Raw genomic sequence first — 19,839 nt, 5'->3', positions numbered from 1 at the left:
AACTACGTTGCGGCCATGGCTGAGACCTCAACCGCTGGCGCCCCTTCCGGCGCCTCCGCCGGGCAGCTGCCAGACGGCGTGGCCACTGCCGAGCTGTTCGCTTCGGGCGAGGCCTCGGCGACCGAGCTGCTCGATGAGGCCGTCGCCCGGGCTGACCGGCTGAACCCGCAGATCAACGCCATCATCGGCCGGCTCGACGAGAGCGCCCGCCGTGCGGCCGAGCACCTCGACGCCGCACGCGACGCAGGCGAGTCGAACGGCTCGCTGGCAGGCGCTCCCTTCCTGACCAAAGACCTGACGTGCACGACGGAAGGTCAGCCGTACCACGCAGGCAATGCGGCGCTCAAAGAGGCCGGGCATGTCGCGTCGAGCACCGCGCACCTCGCCACGATGTTCGCTGAGTTGGGGCTCGTGAACTTCGGGCGGACCAACACGCCCGAATTCGGTCTGACCATCACCACCGAACCGCTGGCATATGGGCCGACGGCCAATCCCTGGAACACCGGCCATTCGACCGGTGGGTCCAGCGGCGGATCCGCCGCGGCAGTGGCGGCGGGCATCGTGCCCATCGCCCACGCCAACGACGGGGGCGGCTCGATCCGCGTGCCGGCCGCCAACTGCGGACTGTTCGGGCTGAAGCCGAACCGGGGGCGCGTGTCGCTGGGTCCCGACTCGGGCGACGGCTGGGCAGGGTTCAGCGTCGACGGAGTCGTCAGCCGCAGCGTGCGCGACAGTGCCCGGGTGCTTGACGGCATCAGCCGACCGTGGCCCGGCGACCCCTACTGGGCACCGCCGCCGTCGGGCACGTTCGAGTCCGCGGCAGAACGGGAGCCGCAGACGCTGCGGGTCGGGCTGTGCGCGCACTCAGACTGGGGCCCGGTGAATGCTGAATGCAGCCGAGCTGTCGCCGACGCCGGGAAGCTGCTGGAGAACCTCGGGCACCACGTCACCCACTCCGCGCCTGCCGAGCTGTTCCACGAGGAGTTCTTCGAGCACTTCCGCACGATCGTGTCCGCGCAGAACGTCGTCATGCTTGCTGGGATGGAGGAGGCCTTGGAGCGGCGCATGGGCCGCCCCGACATGGAAGGCGACACGTGGGCGCTCATGCAGATCGGCCGCGAGGTGAGCGGAGCGCAGTACGTGTCGGCTGTCGAGTGGTGCCATGCGTGGACACGACGGCTCGCCGCATGGTGGGCAGAGCACGACGTGCTGGTGTCACCGGTCATGGCCGAGCCGCCGCCCCGCCTCGGCGAACTGCGCAACCCCGAGACCGGCCGCGGCCGGCTGAACGACCTGCTGCAGTTCACCCCGCAGTTCAACGTGACCGGCCAGCCGGCGATGTCGGTGCCTCTGCATTGGGCGCCCGGCGATCTGCCCGTGGGCGTGCAATTCGTGGGCGCGCATGCCAGCGAGGAGATGCTGCTCTCGCTGGCAGGTCAGCTCGAGCAGGCAGCACCATGGGCGGGTCGCACACCGAGCCTGTGGGCCGGCAGCGGCTGAGGTCTGCTGCCGGGGCATCGGAGAGACTGAGCTATGTCTGCCGACCGCCGCGACGAGGATGCCACGGCGCTCGCGCAAGCATTCGCCGCAGGCGAGGCCGACCCCGCCGAAGCGATGCAGACCGCGCTCGAACGGATGGAGCGGCTGAATCCGGGGTTGAACGCGGTCATCCATCCCCGCCCGGAGCAGGCGTTGGCGGAGGCTGAGGCGTCAACGCAACGTTGGTCGCGGCGACGGACCGGCGGCGACTCGCGAGACGACCTGTCTGACGATGGCGTGCTGTTCGACGGCGTGCCCATGGCAATCAAGGACCTCGGCTGCGAGCAGGCCGGGGAGTTCCATCACGCCGGTGCCCGATTCTTGGCCGAGCTGGTCTGGCGAGGCTCGTTGGACAGCCATCTGTACCGGCTGCTGCGCGGCGCGGGGCTGATCTCAGTGGGGCGCACGAACACGCCCGAGTTCGGCACCACCATCACCACCGAGCCGGATGCGTATGGCCCCACGGCCAACCCGTGGTCGCTCGACCGCTCGCCGGGCGGTTCCAGCGGCGGCTCGGCAGCCGCCGTGGCGGCAGGCATCGTGCCGGTCGCGCACGGCAACGACGGGGGCGGTTCGATCCGCGTCCCGGCGGCGGCGTGCGGGCTGGTGGGGCTGAAGCCGACCCGGGGCCGGGTGTCGACCGCGCCGCGCCTCGGCGAGCACCGCGGCGGATTCGCGGTGGACGGGATGCTCACCCGCACGGTGCGCGATGCCGCACGGTGCCTCGACATCATCAGCCGTCCGGCACCGGGCGATCCCTATGTCGCTCCCCCGCTCGGTCCCGGCGAGTCGTTTGCCGACGCGCTGACCGCCCCGCTGGCTCCGCTGCGCATCGCAGTGTCGACGGGTCGTCCCGGCCGTGCGTGCACACCGGTGCGGACGGCGGTCGAGCAGGCTGCCGATCTGCTCGCGCGACTCGGCCACAGCATCGAGCCCGACACGGCGCCCGACGGCTGGTTCAGTCCTGGCGTGACCGACCACACGATCGTCGTGCGCACGGTCGGCATGGCGACCGAACTCGCCGGATGGGCAGAGCGGCTCGGGCGTCCCATGACCTCCGACGACGTCGAGCCCGCCAACTGGTGGTCGGCGGAGCTGGGCGCATCGCTGCCTGCGTCCGCGTACGTCCAGGCACTCGAAGAACTCGCCCGCTGGCGGAGGCGCGTCATGGCGTTCTGGAACCCCGCCTCCGGGCCGGCCTCGCCGGAAGGCGACGGCTTCGACTTGCTGCTGACTCCCGTTCTCGCAGACGTGACACCTGCACTCGGCTACCTGGCTGACCCGGCCGACGGTGCCCGACGGATCGCCGAGCTGGCGACCTTCGTCAACCAGGCCAACATCAGCGGGCAACCAGCCATCTCGCTGCCGACAGCGCTCGACCTCGACGGGATGCCGCTGGGGGTGCAGCTGCACGCGACGCACGGCGGCGAGCATCTCCTGGTGGCCGTTGCCCAGCAGATCGCCGATGCCGGCGGGCTGATCCCGCTCGGCGACTTGCCGGCGGAAGCAACCGCTTCATGACGCCCTCGGACCGGGCGCTCGCCCGGGCGATCGAACTGCTCGGCACGCTCGGCGTGTCCGTGCGCTGTGCGGTGGTCGTGACTGATGCCGAGACGCTCCGTTCGCACCGGCGCGTGATGGTTGTGCGGGTCGCGGCCTTCGCCGTAGGTGCCGCGCTGGCCGTCGCGTGGGGCATCGGCTGGCTGCTCATCGTCGCTGCTGCCGTCGCCCACCAACTGCTGTTCAACGTGCAACGCCTGCTCGCAGCCACCGACACGGGTCTGGTGCTTGCCGACATCGGCATGCGGCGAGCGGCCATCGTGAAACGCTGGGACACAGGCACCGACGCCAGCCTGGTGCTGCGCACCGACAGCCCGCGCGTGGAGGTGGCCATCGATGCACCCCTCGATGACAGCGGCGTCGCGCAAGCTTGGACAGGACATGTCAGCGGGACCGACCTCGACAGCTTCGAGACCACGATCCGGGCAGCAGGCGGCGAACCGCTGCGACGCACAGCGAGCGACGGAGACTGAGCCCCCACCGCAGCGACGCCACAAGTACGGTGACGCGCCGTGAGATTGCTGCGCTACACGATTGCCGAGTCGCCGCGAACCCACGTCGGCGTGGCGACACCCGAGGGCGTGGCGAGTCTCGACGGCGTCGAGGTGGGCGGCTCGCCCATCACCACCATCGGCCAGGCGATTGCCAGTGCCATGTCCGACCCGGCGGCGCTGGACGGCGCATCCGCAGACCACGGCTGGGACGACATCTCCTTCGCCGTGCCGGTGGACCCTGGTGCTCGCATGCTGTGCGCTGGGGCCAACTACCACAAGAAGTACCCGCTCGGCGGAAACGTGCAGGCTCCCGCGCAGCCGGTCTACTTCAACAAGCCTCCTGGAACGCTGGTGGCCCACGGCGAGCACCTCGTCCGGCCCGCGGTGTCGGTCCAGTTCGACTACGAGGTCGAGCTCGCCGTCGTGATCGGGCGGACCGGGCGTCACATCGAGGCAGCCGATGCCCTCGACTACGTCGGCGGCTACTCGATCCTCAACGACGGATCGGTGCGTGACTGGCAGCGCCACAGCGTTGCAGCAGGCAAGAACTTCTTCCGCTCCGGGTCGCTGGGCCCGTGGATCACCACGGCCGACGAGATCGCCGATCCCGCAGCGCTGGAGGTGATCTGCCGGGTGAACGGCACCGAGCGCCAGCGAGCCAGCGTCAGCGAGATGATCTTCTCGGTCGCGGAGATCGTCTCTTACCTGTCGCGGGTGATGCCGCTCGAACCCGGCGACGTCATCGCCACCGGCTCTCCCGAGGGAACCGGCGGCTCGTTCGAACCGCCGCGCTGGCTGGAGCCGGGCGATGAGATCGCTCTTGAGATCCCCGGGATCGGCGTCCTGGAGAACCGGGTGATCGACGAATAGCCGGTCTCCGGCCGATTTCGCCGCTCCGTGGGCGGCCGAGTCGTGCCGCCGAGACGGCCCATTCTGAACGCAACCTGAGAATCCGGCGGGCGACACCCATAGGCGACCGGCCATCGGTACCTTGGGCCGAAGGTTCCGGCCGCCGCCTGCGGCGGCCACAGCTCGACGACGGGGCCGGTCCCGAGCCGGCTTCAGCGAGGACGCGCCCGGTGCGAGGTTCAGCGCCACAGTCACGCTCGCCCGCAGCACGCCGCAGGCTTGCACGCCGAGGCGTGGCGGCGCTCGCGTTCGCCCTGGTGGTCAGCGTCGTGCCGATCGCCGGCACCGGCGCCCAGTCAAAGCCCACCGACGAGGAGCTGCGAGAGCGCCAGAAGCAGCTCGAAGAGCAGCAGGAGGAGCTCGAGGCAGAGCTGGCCGAGGAACGACGGATCCGCGACGAAGCACAGGCTGAGCTGCTCGGGAAGATCCTCGAAGTCGACCTGCAGCAGGCCGACGTGAACGAGGTGCTCGAAGCCTTCGACCAGCTCAAGGTGCTGGTGAACGACCAGCGTGCCGACCTGGACGCGGCTGAACTGGCCTTGGATGCTGCCGAGGCATCGGTGGAGGCAGCGCTCCATCGGCAACTGTCGCTCGACGCCCAGCATGAAGAGCTGGGGCTGCGGGTCATCGATCTCATCGTGCAGACCTACATCGGCCACGATGCCCTGGTCGAGGGTTCCTACGGCTTGGTGCGCACCGGCGACATCTACGACGCCGCTCGCATCCGGGTGCTGATCGGCGCGGCGCTCGGCGACCTGAACGTGACCGCCGACCAACTGAGGGCCCTCACCATCGATGCCGAGCTGGCACTGCGCGAGTTCCAGCGCGCGGAGGAACTGCGAGATGTGCGTCGCGTCGAGTCCGAACGCGCGCTCGAGGACCTGCTCGATGCCGTCGAGCAGGAGGCCATCGTGCTGGTGGAGCTCGAGGACGAACTCGACGCACTGCTGTACGAGCAAGCGGCGCTGGAGGAATGGAATGCCTCGGCCGCGGCGGAGGCAGCCGCCACCGCTGAACGCGTCACCAGTGTCATCCGCGAGCAAGATCGCATCGAGTCTGAGCTCAAGCGCCGCAAAGCAGAAGAGGAACGGCGTCGACGCGAAGCCGAGGAGCGGGCTCGCCGGCTGCGTGAAGGCACCGCCGGGCAGCCCATCAGCAACGATTTCGACCGCAGCGAACTGGACTGGGTCGGCGGGTTCGTGGAGAGCGGCGTCCGGGTCGGCCGGATTCAGGTGCACGAGTCGATTGCAAACAAGGTGCATGATCTGCTCGTACACGCTGCCCAGGACGGTATCGGGCTGTCCGGCGGCGGCTACCGCAGTGCTGCTTCGCAGATCGCTCTCCGGCGGGCGCACTGCGGCACTAGCGAGTGGGCGATCTGGCAGAAACCCTCCTACCAGTGCCGGCCGCCTACGGCCCGTCCCGGCAAGTCCATGCACGAGCGCGGCCTGGCCATCGACTTCATCTACAACGGCCGCTCGGTTTCCTCTCGCAGTAACCCAGCATTCCGCTGGCTGGCAGCCAACGCCGCGACCTACGGCCTGAAGAACCTGCCGAGCGAGCCGTGGCACTGGTCCACCAATGGCAGATGACGCCGCAACACCTGGTGCTTTGAGGCCTCCCGAACCACATCTTCGCCTGCTGACCTAAGCCCTCAGAGCTCAGTCGTAGGTGGCCTCGCGCTGCCAGCGGCCCCCCTCGACAGCGCAGAGATGGGCGGTGCCGTCGTCGAGCACGAGCTGGAACCGAGCCTGGCGACGGCGTGCAGCGCGATCCCACCAGCGCTCGTCCAGCGGCCACGGCCCGGCCCACGCCGTGATGCGGCTCGTGCGCCCGTCGACCCTGCGCAGCACCGCCGGAGGTGCACTGAGCTGCGCCCTGCCGCTCACGCCCACCGGCTCGCCGTCCGCGTCGAGCACCATGAGCGGCTCGGGTTCGACCATCACCTCGGCAGGGGCGGGCGCACCGAGCCGTCCTGGCCACGGAGCTGTGTTTGATGCGCCAGTCCCACGAGGACCGACTGTGTTCGATGCGCCGGTCCCCAGAGGACCGGCTGTGTTCGATGCGCCGGCTGTGCCGAACGGGAGGCGCTGCTCGAGATCGGCAAAGCGACGGCCGGAGCCCAGACGGCCCACGGTGACGCTGTCGAAGCCGACCAGGGTCTGCACTCGCTGCAGTGCCCGTTCGGCCCGTTCGTCGGCCTCGGACTGGCCGCCCCAGAAACCGAGCTGACGCCCTTCGTCGGGGACCGTCTCGGCAACGGTCAGCCGGATGTGCGAGACACGGCCGCTGGCACGGGTGCGCTTGCCGGCCCGCCAGCCGTCGAGCTGCCAGCGCACACGGTCGACCACATCGGGCGGGCTGAAGCGGAATCCGTGGCGCCATCTGCGGCTGGTCGTCTCGCCGTGTTCGGTCTCGGCGCTGATTTCCACGCACACCAGCGCCTGGCCGAGCCGCGCCAGTCGGGCATCAAGCTGATCTGCCAAGGACTTGGCTGCGAAGGCCACCGAGTCGAGCCGGTCCGCGGGCGGGTCGATCTCGGTCTCGACGCTGAGCTCAGGCTGCGCGACCCCAGGCTGGCTCAACCGGGGATCGCGCCCGCTGGCCAGCCGGTGCGCCCATTCGCCTTGGGTGCCGAACCTGCCGACGAGGTCCGCTACAGGCAGAGCCGCCACATCGGCCAAGCTGCGCAGGCCCAGCCGCCGCAGCACGTCGATGAAATCTCTCGCCGTGCTTGATGCGCCCGCCAGCGGCGAGAAAGGCTCAGCCAGGGTCGATATCGGCAGCGTGCCCAGGAAGGATGCACTGCAGCCGGCGGCCACCACCAGCACCGGCATCGATGGAGTCCGGACCGACGCTGCCCTCCCCGCAAGACCGGCAGCGAACAAGCCGTCGGCGATGCCAACGCTGACGGCTGGGTTTGATGCGCCGACGCCACGAGCGCCGGCTGTGTCCGATGCGCCGACGCCACGAGCGCCGGCTGTGCCCGGCTCGCCGGCCAGCACTCCGGCAACGGTGCGATGCACCAGCTCGGCCAGCGCTTCGTCGCCGCCGTAGTAGCGCGATGGACCCCGGGTGGCAATGACACAGCAACCAGGCGCCAGCACCTCGACTCTCGGCGCCAGATCTTCCAGCGCCGCCGCCACGGGGGCGAAACAGCGAGCGTCGAGATCGGGATCGTGCTCGGCCAGCTCCAAGACGGGACATTCCGTCTGGGCTTGACGGCGACGCATCCCCGTGCGTATCCCAGCAGCAGCGGCCGCAGGCGTGACGGCGGTGATGCGCCCGGCGGAGACCACCGCCGCTGGTGCGGCCGGGTCGAACCCTGCTGCGACAGCAGACCAGTTCCCGACCTCCGCTGCCAGCATCCGTGGCGGGACGTCGGCAGGTTCACCCTGGCCGGTCAGGCTGGCCCGGCTGTCTCGGTTATCCCGCACGACGCTGCAGGGGGACGACCACATCGGTGTCGATATGGGAAGCATCGGCGTGGGCGGCATCGACGAGATCGGCAAGCTGATCGGTGCGCTCCGGAGTGATCGCACCGCGGACGGCGGTGATGTGCCCGTCGGCATCAGGCAGCCACAGGACGGCTCGTCGCGGCAGCGACGCCGCACCGCGGCCCGCAGCAACCACCTCGGCCCGGCGTTCCCGCAGCCGTCCATGCCCGTGCCCGAGACCGGTCCATGCGGCGTGCTCCACCGTCATGGTCACGTCTGGACTGAATGCGCTGGCTGTGTTTGATGCGCCGACGCCACGAGCCCTGGCTGGGTTTGACACGCCAACCTCGATCACCACGGTCCCGCGTTCCCGCAGGCGAGTGCGCAGGCGCCGGCTGTGGGCAGCCGCCAGCCGCACGCTCCCAGCCAGCAGGATCACGTCGACGTTGCCGACCAAGGCGTTCAGCACTTCGGCTGCAGCGCTGCCGGGCTCATCCACGAAGGCCCACCGGTCCAGCGATGCCCCCCGCTCGGCCACCGCCGAGACACCCATGCGTCCCAGGCCCACCGCGGTCACCCACCCGCCGATGCGCGAGACCTCCGCCGCGAAGGCCGTTGCCAAGGTCAACGCCCCTGGACCCTGAGCGGCCAGCACCGCCCCGGGGACCAGCCCCGGCTGGGTCAGCAGCGGTACCAACTCGTCAGCAACGGGCAGCAGCCGCTCGCAGCGGCCGGCAGCCATGTCGCTCAGACGCACCGCCTCTGCAGCCATCGCGACAGACTAGACGAACAATCGTCCTTACGAACGGTTGTTTACAGTCGTTGCCCGTTGGCTAGCGACTGTGCTTGTCGCTACAGGTAACGAGTTACCTGTAGTGGGCGAACAGCTCTTCGATGAGCTCGGTGATGCCGTCGGAGGTGTGGCCGCGGGAGATGTCGATCGTGGCCACGTTGCCGTACACGTGAATGTGGTCGACGCCGCCACGCTGGAACAGGCGCCACGCCAGCAGATCGGCCGGATCCTCGGCGCTGGCGGCGTCTTCCGCGCTGTTGTAGTAGCGATGGCCCGCCCCGGTCAGCGGACGGTTGGTCTCGAACTGGACCGTGCCCGGCCGGACGGCCGACGGTCGCTCTGCTACTCGGACGGGCTGACCCATGGCCGATGAGCCTAGACAGATGAGTCGCTAGCTTGGGGCTGCTCGTAACCCGGATATTCCGCTTTCTTGCGAAACAGGAGCCCGACATGGCCGCTGCCGACACCGCTGAGATCACCGAGGAGCAGTTTGCTGCTGAGGCGCTGGAATTCTTGGAGGCCAACGCCAAGCGCAAAGCCGAGCGGCGCGAGTTCGTCTGGGGCGAGGGGCCCGACAACGCGGCGCTCTTCGAGGAGATCGACCGCGAGCGCGAGCGCGCCGAGCTGGAGGCGTCGAAGGAGTGGCGGGCCGCCAAGTACGACGCCGGCTTCGGCTGGATCAGTGGTCCGGCCGAGTTGGGCGGCGGCGGCATGCCCCGCAAGTTCGAGCGAGTCTGGGGCCAGCTCGAGAGCCAGTTCGACACGCCCGACGGCGGCTTCTTCGGCATCGGTCTGGGCATGGTGGCGCCGACCATCCTCGCCCACGCCGAGCCTGAGGTGTCCGCCGAGGTGCTGCCCCAGATGTACCGGGCCGACATCGTGGGCTGCCAGCTGTTCTCCGAGCCGGGCGCCGGTTCGGACCTGGCCAGCCTGCAGATGCGGGCCGAGCGCGACGGCGAGGAGTGGATCCTCAACGGCCAAAAGGTCTGGACCTCGGGCGCGCACTATTCCGACATCGGCGAGGTGATCGCCCGATCCGATTTCGACCTGCCCAAGCACCAGGGCCTCACCGGCTTCCTCGTGGACATGAAGGCCCCCGGCGTGGAGGTACGCCCGTTGCGGCAGATGACCGGCGGGGCCAACTTCAACGAGGTGTACTTCACCGACGTGCGCGTGCCCGACTCGCATCGCCTCGGCGAGGTGAACCAGGGCTGGGGGGTGGCGCTGACCACGCTCATGAACGAGCGGGCGGCGATCGGCGGCGGCTCGGGCGGCGGCACCGGCGGGGGCAGCTTCACCAAGCTGTCAGCCATGGCCGCCCACTACGGGATGGCCGACGACGCCCTGGCCCGCCAGAAGCTCGCCGAGATCTACACCCACGGCAAAGTGCTGGGCTGGTCGAACCAGCGCACGATGGACGCGCTGCGTGCCGGCAAGACCCCAGGTCCCGAGATGTCGCTGTCGAAGATGGGGCTGATCCGCCAGATGAACGCCACCTCCGAGTTCGTGGCCGGCACCATCGGCCCCAAGCTGGTGGTCGACTCTGGCGAGTGGGGCACGTTCTCGTGGGCCGGCTTCGTGCTGGGCTTCCCGGCGATGCGCATCGCCGGCGGCTCGGACGAGGTGATGCGCAACATCGTCGGCGAGCGCGTGCTCGGGCTGCCCAAGGAGCCGGGCATCGACACCACCAGCCCGTTCCGGGAGCTGAAGGTCGGCACCCAGCGCGCCGAGTGAGCCGCCCGGCATGAAGATCGGATTGGCTCCCACCAACAGCGACTACGGGCCTGCGACTGCCGACATGGCGGTCGAGGCGGAACAGCGGGGCTACGACTCGCTGTGGGTGGGCGAGCACAGCCACATCCCTGCCAGCCGGGAGACGATTCACCCCGACGGGGGCGATCTGCCGGAGCTCTACTGGCACATGCGCGACCCGTTCGTATCGCTGGCGACCGCGGCGGCTGCGACGTCGAAGATCAAGCTGGCGATGGGCGTCTGCCTCGTGCTCGAACACGAGATCTTGGACCTAGCCAAGAGCGTGGCGACACTGGACGAGGTGTCCGGCGGCCGCCTGCTCTTCGGCGTCGGCGTGGGCTGGAATCGGGAGGAACTGGCAAACGTGTCGAACGTGCCGTGGGCGCTGCGTTACAACGCCATGCGGGAGACCGTGGCCGCGCTGCGGCTGCTGTGGGCTGAACACGAAGTCGGGTACTCGGGCGAGTTCGTGAACTTCGCGCCAGCGTGGGTGTACCCGAAGCCGGCTCAGCAGCCGGGGCCGCCGGTGCTGGTGGGCTGCCGAGGACGCATCGGCATGCGCCATGTCGCCGAGTACGCAGACGGCTGGTGCCCCCTCGATGTCGGCTTCCGCGACATACGAGTGGGCATGGAACGGTTCCGCACTGCGGTGGAGGCAGCGGGGCGCGATCCCGATGCCATCCCGATCTCGATGTACTGCTACGCGAGCCCAGACGCAGAGAAGCTGGAGCTGTACCGCGAACTCGGCGTCGAGAGGGTCGTCCTCGCCGCCCCCGATGGTCAGGACCGTCTGGCGCGATACGTCGACCGCAACCAGCATCTCGTGGACGCCTTCGCCGACTGACACCCCGCCGGCGATCGGGACGGCTCGCGGGCACCCGCGAACCGGCCGTCAAAGGCGGGTCGGAACCTCGGCGAGGGGGATGACTTCAGCCTGGGGCGTCTCGATGTCTCCTTCGGGCAGCATGAAGCGCCAGAAGGCGATGCCGAAGGGACGGCCCTCGCTGTCGAGCCAGTTGGGAACGCCGGGATCGGTGTGGGCGATGACGGCGGTGAAGCGGCCGTCATCGTCGGCCACCATCTGCGCACGGTTGAGCGAGATCGAGCGGTTCGCGTAGTCGAGCGATTGCAGGTGGCGGTTCCACAGGCTGATGTTTGCGTAGCGGCATCGGGGCCAGCGGCCCCGGATCACCAGCGCCTCGTCGGGCCCGATCACGAACGGCGCCAAGGCGTAGGCGGCATCGATGGCCGACAGGCCGAGGTCGCCGGGAAGGCCAGGGGGCGGGAACTCATTGGGCACCAGCGACACCCACGAGCGGGGCTCGCCGTGGGCCATCGGCACGCGATCCACGGTCAGCTCACGGATCATTGCCGCAATGCGGCGGATGCCGGCGCTGACCGAGTCGTCGGAGGGCGGGGGCGGGGGCGTGCCGTCGATGACCTCGATATCCATTTCCGGGATCCGGGCGGGATTCGTCGCTGCGTGCGTGGTGTCCTCGAAATAGTGGCGGCTGATGATCGCTCCCTCTTCGGGCGGCAGCTCCAGCCAGTTGCCCTGCCGGGGCTCGCCGCCGAGCACGATCTCAAAGCGGCCGTCGGCGTCGACGTCCAGGGTCGTGTCGTTGAGCACGCCGAGCACCTGGTTGTCCATCGATCCCCACCCGGTGCTCGACTCGACGGTGATCGACAGGTAGGTGGCGCCCTTGGTCTCGCCGGTCACGCGGTACGCATAGTCGGCCGACACCGGGGCCTCGAAGTAGATGGTGTCGGGGTTGTCGCCCAGCAGCTTGCGGCTCGGCGCCACCAAGCGCTGGAACCGGGGAGCGGACGGGTCGCGCTCGAACAGCCCCACCAGCCCCCATTGCAGGTAGTGCAAGAGGGCGCGGTGCGCCTCGACGGCGTCCTCGGCGGTGTACAGGTTCCACTCGGGCGACACCCAGCGCTCGTCGGCGTCACGCAGCGTCTCGAGCAGCTCAGCGAGCGCCCGGCGGGACTCAGTTTCGGGAAGCGGGTCCATGGCTGTGGTCGGCTCAGCCCTCAGGGGGCAGGTCGAATCGCTCGATGTACTGGGCAGTGGCGTCGCGTATGCCCTCGGCGGTCATGCCCCAGTCTTCGGGCTGGTAGCGATGCACGCCGTACTTGCCCTTGGGCTTGTGGTCCAGGTAGTCCCGCACTGCGGTGGCGTAGGCATCGGTCATCGACAGGCCCATCTGTTCGAGGGCCGGGCCGAGCGCCCCGATGGGGTCGCTCACCAGCTGCGTGTAGCTCACGTCAACGAAGCGCTCGTCCGGCACGACGCCGTTTGCTCGCAGATTCACCGAGTCGTTGAGGGCGAAGGCGAATGCATCGTGCACGAACTGGGCGTTCCCGACGGCGTCCACATCGGTAAAGCGCATCCAGTGGACCATGGCGGTGATGCTGGCCGTGGAGGCCATGGTGCGGGCCGGGTCGCGGTGAGTCTGGATCACCCAGGCGTCGCCGAACTCCGCGAACAGGTCCGGCAGCACGAAGAGATGGCCGGGCGTCTTGAGCACCCATTGCGTGGGGCCCGCGCCGTGCTGGAGCACCTGCAGGATCTGCCGCTCGTAGCTGTAGTTGACCGCCAGATCAGGGATCCACCCTGTCAGCGGAGCAATCATGCTCCAGTGGAACCCGGCGAAGCTGCCGGTGGTGAGGGTGATGCACTCCACGGGCAGGTCGGCCCGGAACTCGTGCATGGCCAGGAACTCGGGCTGTATGTCGGCCCAGAACTCCTGCTCGCTCTGCCCCATCTCGAGCCGATCCGCAAGGCCGGCCTCGGGCAGCGGCACCGGGTGCAGCGCCTCAGCGCCGATCGGGGCTCGCAGGTCGGGATGCAGCCCCAGCAGTTCGAACAGGATCGAGGTGCCCGAGCGGGCGGGGCCGGCGATCATCACCGGGGCACGCACGGGCTCGGCGGTGATCTGCGGAGTCGCGTCGATGGCAGCGGTGAGCAGCATCCGAGTGCGCAGCGAGCGCAGCAGCTCCTGCTTGGTCATCAGCCGGCCGAGCACGTGCATGGGCGAGCTATCCAGATCGGCGGCCAGCGACTCGAAGCGCTGCTGCCAGTCGGGGTCGCCCAGGTTGCCAGCAGGCATGCCGCCAAGCGAGGCCGTGGCCAGCTTCAGCAGCTCACCGGCGTCAATGGGCACCAAGTCCTGGGGACGCCCCCCGATCGAGTCGCCCATGAGGTTGATGCGCCGCACCCAGTCAGGCCGGGTGTACCGCTCACCCATGGTCGGAAGTGCGTCTGTGTTCTCTGACATACCGCCGGTCAACGTACCAGCACCCCGCTCAGCGAGTCAGCAGGAAAACCGTTGGAATGGCTCGGTCTGCGCTCGTTACGGTGCCAGCGTGGTTGTTCCGAGACGCCGTTTGCCAGCGTCGCCGAGTCCGGGACATATGCCATACCATATGGTCATGGCTCGACGCGAAGTGCTCGTCCAACTCGACGACGAACTCATCGAGCGCCTCGCGGAGATCGCTACTGCCGAGGGAACCAGCAGGTCAGCGCTGCTCCGCCGAGGCGCACGAGCGGTCATTGATGCTGCAGACCTGGCCGCCGCCGATGCCGAGCTGGTCGCTGCATACCGTCGTCAGCCCCAGGATCCAGCACTCGTCGAGGCAGCAACGCGGCTGGCAGCCGAGACAGCACCCCGGTGGTAGCCCGCAACGAGATCTACTGGGGCGATCTGGGCGAACCAGGCGGCCGGCGACCCGTCGTCGTGTTGACGAGGGACGCCGCGGCCTCAGTGCTGACAGCCGTGGTGTGCGCTCCCATCACACGCACGAAACGGGGCATCCGCTCTGAGGTGGAAATCGGCACAGAAGAAGGACTGCCACAGCGGTCCGTCGTCAGCTGCGACAACATCCTCACAGTGCCGATCACCCGCCTCGACGCCGATCCCGTCGGCCGGCTCGGCATAGTCAAGCGAGCGCAGCTCGACCAAGCCCTCCGCTACTCCCTCGACATCGCCTACTGATCTACCGGTCACACGCGGCCACCCATGGCGCTTAGGGCGGTTGCGATGTCGTAGACGGCGATGTCGCCCTCGGCGACGGTCATGACGAGGTCGTAGACGGCGTCGTTACTGGCAGTGCGCACGCTGGCGTTGTTGAGTTCCAGGAAGACTGCTATGGCCAGCCAGCCGAGACGCTTGTTGCCGTCGACGAGCGGGTGGTTGTTGACCACCGAGTGCAGCAGCGCGCCAGCCTTGGACCACACGTCGGGATAGGCGTTCTCGCCGTACGCGGAGGCCTGGGGCCGTGCTGCCGCGGCGCCCAAGAGGCCGATGTCCCGTATCGGCGGTGGGTCGCCGAGCAGCCGGCGGGCCAACTCGACGAGGTCTTCGGTGTCGAGGTACTCGAACGTCTCGTTCACTCGCCTAGACGCCGCAGCGCGTCGGCGTGACGATCCATAACGAGGTCGGCTGCAACTGCGACACGGTCGCGATGCTCCGCCTTGGCCACGTACTCGCGCACGGCACGGCGAGCGGCCTCCTGCATGGAGGTGCCGTCGAGCTCGGCCCGACGCCGCAGTGCTTCTTGCTCGTCATCGGTCAATCTGAGCGTCATCGCCATGGATGGGATGGTATCAAATCGGTATCACTCGCACACTGCTGCTTCGCCTGAGTATCGAGGCAGTGGATGACTGCATAGCCTGTGGACCTGCCTCGCCGTTCCCGATCAGCGAGCAAGCATCCCGCTGGCATCCTGCCCTTCCATGACGCAGCTGTCGTTCTTCAGGAGACAGCGATGAACCGACGCGCCGACCATCCCGAGACGGCGGCTCTGATCGCAGGCCGCAGCGCGGACGACGGGCTGGCGCCCGCACTCGAGCCGTCCACAGCATTCGAGGCCGCGGACGCGACGGATGCCGCGCGCAGAGCCGTACGCCCCCGTGTCACCGACTTCTACGGGAGGTACGGCAACCCCACGGTGCAGGCGTTCGCCGACGCCGTAGCCGAACTCGAGGGCGCCGAGGCAGCTATCTGCAGTTCCAGCGGCATGGGCGCCATCTCGACGGTGGTGCTCGGGATGTGCTCGCAAGGCAGCCATGTGATCACCCAGCGGCAGCTGTTCTCGGGCACGCTGCAGCTGTTCAACCAGGTCTGCCCGCGATTCGGCATCGACGTCACCTTCGTGGATGTGGACGACACCGACGCATGGCTGGGCGCAATCGAACCGGGCCGCACCACGCTGGTCTTCGTCGAGACGCCCAGCAATCCGACGCTCGCACTGGCCGACCTTGAGGCGCTGGGTTCGATCGCCGGCCCGATCACCGTGATCGACTCCACCATGGCAACGCCGCTCATTCAGCGCCCCTTGGACTACGGAGCGGACCTCGTCGTGCACTCGGCCACCAAAGCGCTGTCGGGCCACAACGACGCCACCCTCGGGGTGATCGCCGGCGAGAAGACACTGGTCAACGAACTGTGGGGCTATGCGGTGGTGCAGGGCAGCTCGGCGTCGGCGTTCGACAGCTGGAATGCGCTGCGCGGTCTCAAGACCCTCGGGGTGCGCATGGAGCGCCAGTGCGCGAATGCGCTTGCGGTTGCCAGCACGCTCAGCGCTCACCCCGCCGTCGCCGAGGTGTTCTACCCCGGACTCGACGACCACCCCCAGCGTGCACTCGCAGCCCGGCAGATGGCTTCGGGCGGCGGCTGCGTCACCTTCGAGCTCCTCGGGGGCTACGACGCCGCCTGCGCATTCACTCAAGCGCTGCGCCTGGCCCGCTTGGCGCCGTCGCTGGGCGGTCCCGAGACGCTCGTCAACCACCCCGCGTCGATGACCCATGCCCAGCTCGAGCCCGCTCAGCGTGCGGCAATTGGCATCAGCGAGGGGATGATCAGGCTGTCGATGGGACTCGAGCATCCCGACGACGTGACTGCCGACATCTGCTCGGCGCTGCAGGCCGCCCACACCGGGTCCTGACGTCCATCGCCGGTTTTCGGGGCCGATGCGAGGCCAGCCAGACCCGCCGCGTCTTAATTCCTGACTAAACCGATCATATTTATCGATAATATGCCTCTCGCATATGTCATCACCCGTGCCAACGCCTGCAGCGTCCCTTGCCGAGGGACTCTCCTACCCTGTGCACCTCGACCTTCGCGGTCGTCGCGTGCTGGTGGTCGGCGCGGGCAGCGTGGCCGCCCGCAAAGTCGAGCGCTTGGTGCCCGCGGGTGCGGCAGTCACCGTCGTCGCGCCGACCGCCGTCCCCGCGATCGCCGAGCGAGACGACGTTCGATGGCACCGCCGGCCCTACCAGCAAGGCGAAGTTGCGGGCTACCGGCTGGCGTTCACATGCACGGGCGCCTCCGAAGTGGATGCGCAAGTGTTTGCCGACGGCGAGGCGAGCGGCGTCTGGGTCAACTCGGCCGACGACATCGACCACTGCTCGTTCATCCTGCCTGCCGTCGCGCGACGAGGCCCGCTGTCGGTCTCGATCTGCACCGAAGGCACGACTCCTGCGCTGGCGTCGTGGCTGCGTGGCCGTTTCCAGCGCGAACTCGACGATGGCACGGCCGAACTCGCTCGGCTCCTGAGCGCCTCCCGGGCCGAACTGCGCGCAGCGACGGGATCGTCGGAGCATCCGGGCTGGCAGGAAGCGCTCGACGACGGCCTCCTCGACGCCGTCCGGGCCGGCAACAACGCCTGGGCACAGCAGCGCTTGCGCACAGCGCTCGGCCTCGATTCCGCCGCCGACGGCACAGGGCAAGCGCACACAGCGGTGCTCCCATGACGGTGTACCTGGTCGGCGCTGGACCCGGCGACCCGGATCTGCTCACGGTGCGGGCAGCACGACTGCTCCAACAAGCCGATGTCGTGATCCATGACCGGCTCGTCGGAACAGGCGTGCTCGATCTCGTTCCCCCTCGAACGCTGCTGGTCGATGTCGGCAAGCGACCAGGCGGTCCGCGTCGTGCCCAGGCCGACCTCAACGCGCTGCTGCTCCATTACGCGGCCCACTACGAGGCCGTTGTGCGGCTCAAGGGCGGCGATCCCTATGTGTTCGGCCGCGGAGCTGAAGAAACCCGCGCGCTGCTCGACGCCGGCCATCGCACAGAAGTCGTGCCCGGCCTGTCGAGCGCCACTGCCGCTGCCGCTGCCGCCGGCATCCCGCTGACGCATCGAGGCCTCTCGAACGGATTCACCGTCGTGACCGCCACCAGCGCCCACGACGCAGCGGGCGTGGACTGGCTCTCGCTCGCCCAGATCGATCACACGCTGGTGGTGCTCATGGGGGTGCGATTGGCGCCCCACATCGCCACGGCACTGATCGCAGGCGGCCGATCGCCCGATGAGCCGGCCGCGGTGATCGGCTCAGCCACGACGGCATGCCAGCAGGTGCAGCGCACCACCCTCGGGAGGCTCGGACAGGTCCAGATTCCCGCCCCGGCGACCATCGTGATCGGCGATGTCGCGAGCTTCGAAGGGTTGCCGGTGTGGCACGGCGACCATCTCACCGTCCACCACGGCAGCACCCGCCACGGCGCTCTCGGAGGCACAGCATGACCATCGTCGACCGACCAGCCGCTCGCCCGCGGCCCATTCCACGCGACACCGACCTCGCCGAACCGTTCCTGGCTGACATCGTCAAATGGGAGTCGACCACCCAGCAGTATCTCGACGGCCGCATCGACCCCGACGTCTACAAGACGTATCGGCTGACCAACGGTGTCTACGGCCAGCGCCAAGGCGGACACAACCAGATGGTGCGCATCAAGGTGCCGTACGGGTCGATCCAGCCTGAGCAGCTCGAAATGATCGGCTACCTCGCCGAGCACTACAGCCGCGGCTGGGCGCACATCACCACCCGCCAGAACCTGCAGATGCACTACGTGCAACTCGACCAGATCAGCGACGTGCTGCGGCTGCTCGCGAGCGTGGGCCTCACGACCCGGGAGGCGTGCGGGGACACGGTGCGCAACATCGGCGGCTGCCATCTGGCCGGCGCGTGCCCCTATGAGGTTCTGGACATCTCGCCGTGGGCCGAGGCCGCGTACGAGCACTTCGTGCGCAACCCCATCGCCCAGCGGCTTCCTCGAAAGTTCAAGATCAACTTCTCGGGCTGCGACACCGACTGCGGCCAGGCCATGTTCAACGACGTCGGCGTCGTCGCGGTCGTCGCCACGGACGAGCACGGCGAGCCGCGGGCCGGATTTCGGGTGTATGTGGCCGGAGGCCTCGGCGCCAACCCGCATGCCGCGCTGGCATTGGAGGACTTCACGCCACGCGAAGAGCTGCTGCCGACGATCGAGTCGATCCTGCGGGTCTTCGACCAAGCGGGCAACCGTGACAACCGGCTCCGCGCTCGCATGAAATGGCTCGTGGACACGCTGGGGATCGACGAGGTCCGGCGCCGGGTGTTCGGCATCCGCCGAACGCTGATTGCGTCGACAAGCTGGCCCGGCGGGCTTCCCCATGCTGTCGTGCTCGAAGGCGACGAGCCGGCGGGCCGGGCACCGGACGGCGTTACTCTCGTGGGTCACGGCGCTGCATCGGTCCCGGTGACCATCGCTGCACGCCGCCCGGTCGACGGCGCGAGCCCCTACGCCGACTGGGTGCGGGCCAACGTGGTGCGCGGCACCGCCAACGGCACGGTCTCTGCCTACGCGCACGCCCCCCTCGGCGACATCACCGCGGCGCAGTTCCGCGCTCTGGCAGGCGCCCAGCGCGCCCTCGGAGCCAGCGTGCGGCTGACGAATCGTCAGAACCTCGTCTTCAGAGACCTGCAAGAGCATCAGCTCGGGGAGCTCTATCGCCGACTCGCCGAGATCGGCATGGCATCCGCGGGTGCCGAACTGCTGCGCGATGTAGTGGCCTGCCCAGGTGCCGATACCTGCAGCCTGGCAGTGACCCAGTCGAGGGGTCTGGCCGATGCGATCACCGATGCGCTCGAAGAGGCTGGACTGGCCGAAGTCCCAGGGCTGCGCATCAACATCTCGGGCTGCATGAACAGCTGCGGCCAGCACCATGTCTCGGACATCGGCTTTTTCGGCATCGAGCGGCGGGTCGATGCCAAGTCGGCTCCCGGATACCAACTGCTGCTCGGCGGCCATGTCGGCCAGGAGCAGATCAGATTTGGGGCCCGGGCGCTGCGACTGCCCGCGAAGAATGCACCCGCGGCGGTCGTGCGAATCGTCGACCGCTACGTGGGAGAGCGGGATGCAGGCGAGACGTTCGCGGCCTGGCTCGAGCGAGCAGGCGGCGCGGCAGCGGTGGCGCACGGCCTGGCTGACCTCGATCGCTTTGACACCGAGGCGCACTTCGCCGACTACAACGAGACGGGCCCCTTCACGGTCGCCGTCGGCGAGTCCGAGTGCCTCTGAGTTCG

20 protein-coding genes are annotated in these 19,839 nt (G+C 68.8%); 13 read left to right on the top strand and 7 right to left on the bottom strand.

What is annotated here, in order from left to right:
* Positions 1-15 precede the first annotated feature (15 nt).
* From ACOGW9_RS09820 to ACOGW9_RS09800, 5 genes are all read left to right on the top strand, one after another.
* Positions 16-1,500: an amidase gene (locus ACOGW9_RS09820; RefSeq protein WP_419910739.1), complete on the top strand. Its 1,485-nt coding sequence runs from the start codon at positions 16-18 to the stop codon at positions 1,498-1,500.
* A 33-nt stretch (positions 1,501-1,533) separates the two neighbouring features.
* Positions 1,534-3,060, top strand: coding sequence for an amidase (locus ACOGW9_RS09815; protein WP_419910737.1), 1,527 nt, complete (start codon positions 1,534-1,536; stop codon positions 3,058-3,060).
* On the top strand, positions 3,057-3,572 hold the full coding sequence (locus tag ACOGW9_RS09810) for a hypothetical protein (RefSeq protein WP_419910735.1): 516 nt from the start codon (positions 3,057-3,059) through the stop codon (positions 3,570-3,572). The genes ACOGW9_RS09815 and ACOGW9_RS09810 overlap by 4 nt, the downstream gene beginning before the upstream one ends.
* A gap of 39 nt (positions 3,573-3,611) precedes the next feature.
* Positions 3,612-4,463, top strand: coding sequence for a fumarylacetoacetate hydrolase family protein (locus ACOGW9_RS09805; RefSeq protein ID WP_419910733.1), 852 nt, complete (start codon positions 3,612-3,614; stop codon positions 4,461-4,463).
* A 272-nt stretch (positions 4,464-4,735) separates the two neighbouring features.
* The gene (locus ACOGW9_RS09800; protein WP_419910731.1) at positions 4,736-6,094 is read left to right on the top strand and encodes a M15 family metallopeptidase; all 1,359 of its coding nucleotides are present in this window, start codon (positions 4,736-4,738) and stop codon (positions 6,092-6,094) included.
* A gap of 69 nt (positions 6,095-6,163) precedes the next feature.
* On the opposite strand, the gene ACOGW9_RS09795 is transcribed toward ACOGW9_RS09800, so the two are convergent.
* From ACOGW9_RS09795 to ACOGW9_RS09785, 3 genes are all read right to left on the bottom strand, one after another.
* Positions 6,164-7,939, bottom strand: a complete 1,776-nt coding sequence (locus ACOGW9_RS09795; protein WP_419910729.1) for a DNA polymerase Y family protein — start codon at positions 7,937-7,939, stop codon at positions 6,164-6,166.
* Entirely contained in the window at positions 7,929-8,711 is a 783-nt protein-coding gene (locus tag ACOGW9_RS09790; RefSeq protein WP_419910727.1) for a hypothetical protein, read from the bottom strand. Before ACOGW9_RS09790 ends, ACOGW9_RS09795 begins: the two co-directional genes overlap by 11 nt.
* A 94-nt stretch (positions 8,712-8,805) precedes the next feature.
* Positions 8,806-9,096: a hypothetical protein gene (locus ACOGW9_RS09785; RefSeq protein ID WP_419910725.1), complete on the bottom strand. Its 291-nt coding sequence runs from the start codon at positions 9,094-9,096 to the stop codon at positions 8,806-8,808.
* 86 nt (positions 9,097-9,182) lie between these two features.
* Between ACOGW9_RS09785 and ACOGW9_RS09780 the strand changes: the two genes are divergently transcribed.
* Both ACOGW9_RS09780 and ACOGW9_RS09775 read left to right on the top strand, forming a co-directional pair.
* Positions 9,183-10,466 carry an acyl-CoA dehydrogenase family protein gene (locus tag ACOGW9_RS09780; RefSeq protein WP_419910723.1) on the top strand — a complete coding sequence of 428 codons (1,284 nt, stop codon included), beginning with the start codon at positions 9,183-9,185 and terminating at the stop codon, positions 10,464-10,466.
* 10 nt (positions 10,467-10,476) lie between these two features.
* Complete coding sequence (locus ACOGW9_RS09775; RefSeq protein WP_419910721.1) at positions 10,477-11,328, top strand: LLM class F420-dependent oxidoreductase; 852 nt, start codon at positions 10,477-10,479, stop codon at positions 11,326-11,328.
* Positions 11,329-11,376: 48 nt separating this feature from the next.
* Here ACOGW9_RS09775 and ACOGW9_RS09770 read toward each other — a convergent pair whose 3' ends face one another.
* Both ACOGW9_RS09770 and ACOGW9_RS09765 read right to left on the bottom strand, forming a co-directional pair.
* Positions 11,377-12,501, bottom strand: a complete 1,125-nt coding sequence (locus ACOGW9_RS09770; protein WP_419910719.1) for a DUF1214 domain-containing protein — start codon at positions 12,499-12,501, stop codon at positions 11,377-11,379.
* 13 nt (positions 12,502-12,514) lie between these two features.
* The gene (locus ACOGW9_RS09765; protein WP_419910717.1) at positions 12,515-13,768 is read right to left on the bottom strand and encodes a sulfotransferase family protein; all 1,254 of its coding nucleotides are present in this window, start codon (positions 13,766-13,768) and stop codon (positions 12,515-12,517) included.
* Between the two features lie 154 nt (positions 13,769-13,922).
* Between ACOGW9_RS09765 and ACOGW9_RS09760 the strand changes: the two genes are divergently transcribed.
* A complete protein-coding gene (locus tag ACOGW9_RS09760) occupies positions 13,923-14,168 on the top strand; it encodes a ribbon-helix-helix protein, CopG family (protein ID WP_419910715.1) in 246 nt (81 codons plus the stop codon).
* Positions 14,162-14,485 carry a type II toxin-antitoxin system PemK/MazF family toxin gene (locus tag ACOGW9_RS09755; RefSeq protein ID WP_419910713.1) on the top strand — a complete coding sequence of 108 codons (324 nt, stop codon included), beginning with the start codon at positions 14,162-14,164 and terminating at the stop codon, positions 14,483-14,485. The genes ACOGW9_RS09760 and ACOGW9_RS09755 overlap by 7 nt, the downstream gene beginning before the upstream one ends.
* An 8-nt stretch (positions 14,486-14,493) precedes the next feature.
* Here the strand turns inward: ACOGW9_RS09755 and ACOGW9_RS09750 are convergent, their stop codons facing one another.
* Both ACOGW9_RS09750 and ACOGW9_RS09745 read right to left on the bottom strand, forming a co-directional pair.
* Positions 14,494-14,883: a type II toxin-antitoxin system death-on-curing family toxin gene (locus ACOGW9_RS09750; RefSeq protein ID WP_419910711.1), complete on the bottom strand. Its 390-nt coding sequence runs from the start codon at positions 14,881-14,883 to the stop codon at positions 14,494-14,496.
* The gene (locus tag ACOGW9_RS09745; protein WP_419910709.1) at positions 14,880-15,083 is read right to left on the bottom strand and encodes a hypothetical protein; all 204 of its coding nucleotides are present in this window, start codon (positions 15,081-15,083) and stop codon (positions 14,880-14,882) included. Before ACOGW9_RS09745 ends, ACOGW9_RS09750 begins: the two co-directional genes overlap by 4 nt.
* Positions 15,084-15,257: 174 nt before the next feature.
* Between ACOGW9_RS09745 and ACOGW9_RS09740 the strand changes: the two genes are divergently transcribed.
* The 4 genes from ACOGW9_RS09740 to ACOGW9_RS09725 all read left to right on the top strand — a co-directional run bounded on the left by ACOGW9_RS09740 (position 15,258) and on the right by ACOGW9_RS09725 (position 19,834).
* Positions 15,258-16,436, top strand: a complete 1,179-nt coding sequence (locus ACOGW9_RS09740) for a trans-sulfuration enzyme family protein (protein WP_419910707.1) — start codon at positions 15,258-15,260, stop codon at positions 16,434-16,436.
* A gap of 160 nt (positions 16,437-16,596) precedes the next feature.
* Positions 16,597-17,244 carry a precorrin-2 dehydrogenase/sirohydrochlorin ferrochelatase family protein gene (locus tag ACOGW9_RS09735; RefSeq protein ID WP_419910705.1) on the top strand — a complete coding sequence of 216 codons (648 nt, stop codon included), beginning with the start codon at positions 16,597-16,599 and terminating at the stop codon, positions 17,242-17,244.
* On the top strand, positions 17,241-18,017 hold the full coding sequence (gene cobA, locus ACOGW9_RS09730; protein ID WP_419910703.1) for a uroporphyrinogen-III C-methyltransferase: 777 nt from the start codon (positions 17,241-17,243) through the stop codon (positions 18,015-18,017). Before ACOGW9_RS09735 ends, cobA begins: the two co-directional genes overlap by 4 nt.
* Entirely contained in the window at positions 18,014-19,834 is a 1,821-nt protein-coding gene (locus ACOGW9_RS09725) for a nitrite/sulfite reductase (RefSeq protein WP_419910701.1), read from the top strand. Before cobA ends, ACOGW9_RS09725 begins: the two co-directional genes overlap by 4 nt.
* The last annotated feature ends 5 nt before the right edge of the window (positions 19,835-19,839 follow it).

It is taken from the genome of Candidatus Poriferisodalis sp., assembly GCF_965203655.1.
Taxonomy (GTDB): domain Bacteria; phylum Actinomycetota; class Acidimicrobiia; order Acidimicrobiales; family Poriferisodalaceae; genus Poriferisodalis.
The sequence above is the reverse complement of the archived record's forward strand: the minus strand, read 5'-3'. Positions and strand labels throughout refer to the sequence as shown.

Coding starts and splice junctions, on each gene's coding strand:
- ACOGW9_RS09820 (WP_419910739.1), top strand. CDS start 16: ATGGCTGAGACCTCAACCGCTGGCGCCCCTTCCGGCGCCTCCGCCGGG.
- ACOGW9_RS09815 (WP_419910737.1), top strand. CDS start 1,534: ATGTCTGCCGACCGCCGCGACGAGGATGCCACGGCGCTCGCGCAAGCA.
- ACOGW9_RS09810 (WP_419910735.1), top strand. CDS start 3,057: ATGACGCCCTCGGACCGGGCGCTCGCCCGGGCGATCGAACTGCTCGGC.
- ACOGW9_RS09790 (WP_419910727.1), bottom strand. CDS start 8,711: ATGGCTGCAGAGGCGGTGCGTCTGAGCGACATGGCTGCCGGCCGCTGC.
- ACOGW9_RS09785 (WP_419910725.1), bottom strand. CDS start 9,096: ATGGGTCAGCCCGTCCGAGTAGCAGAGCGACCGTCGGCCGTCCGGCCG.
- ACOGW9_RS09780 (WP_419910723.1), top strand. CDS start 9,183: ATGGCCGCTGCCGACACCGCTGAGATCACCGAGGAGCAGTTTGCTGCT.
- ACOGW9_RS09775 (WP_419910721.1), top strand. CDS start 10,477: ATGAAGATCGGATTGGCTCCCACCAACAGCGACTACGGGCCTGCGACT.
- ACOGW9_RS09770 (WP_419910719.1), bottom strand. CDS start 12,501: ATGGACCCGCTTCCCGAAACTGAGTCCCGCCGGGCGCTCGCTGAGCTG.
- ACOGW9_RS09765 (WP_419910717.1), bottom strand. CDS start 13,768: ATGTCAGAGAACACAGACGCACTTCCGACCATGGGTGAGCGGTACACC.
- ACOGW9_RS09760 (WP_419910715.1), top strand. CDS start 13,923: ATGGCTCGACGCGAAGTGCTCGTCCAACTCGACGACGAACTCATCGAG.
- ACOGW9_RS09745 (WP_419910709.1), bottom strand. CDS start 15,083: ATGGCGATGACGCTCAGATTGACCGATGACGAGCAAGAAGCACTGCGG.
- ACOGW9_RS09740 (WP_419910707.1), top strand. CDS start 15,258: ATGAACCGACGCGCCGACCATCCCGAGACGGCGGCTCTGATCGCAGGC.
- cobA (WP_419910703.1), top strand. CDS start 17,241: ATGACGGTGTACCTGGTCGGCGCTGGACCCGGCGACCCGGATCTGCTC.
- ACOGW9_RS09725 (WP_419910701.1), top strand. CDS start 18,014: ATGACCATCGTCGACCGACCAGCCGCTCGCCCGCGGCCCATTCCACGC.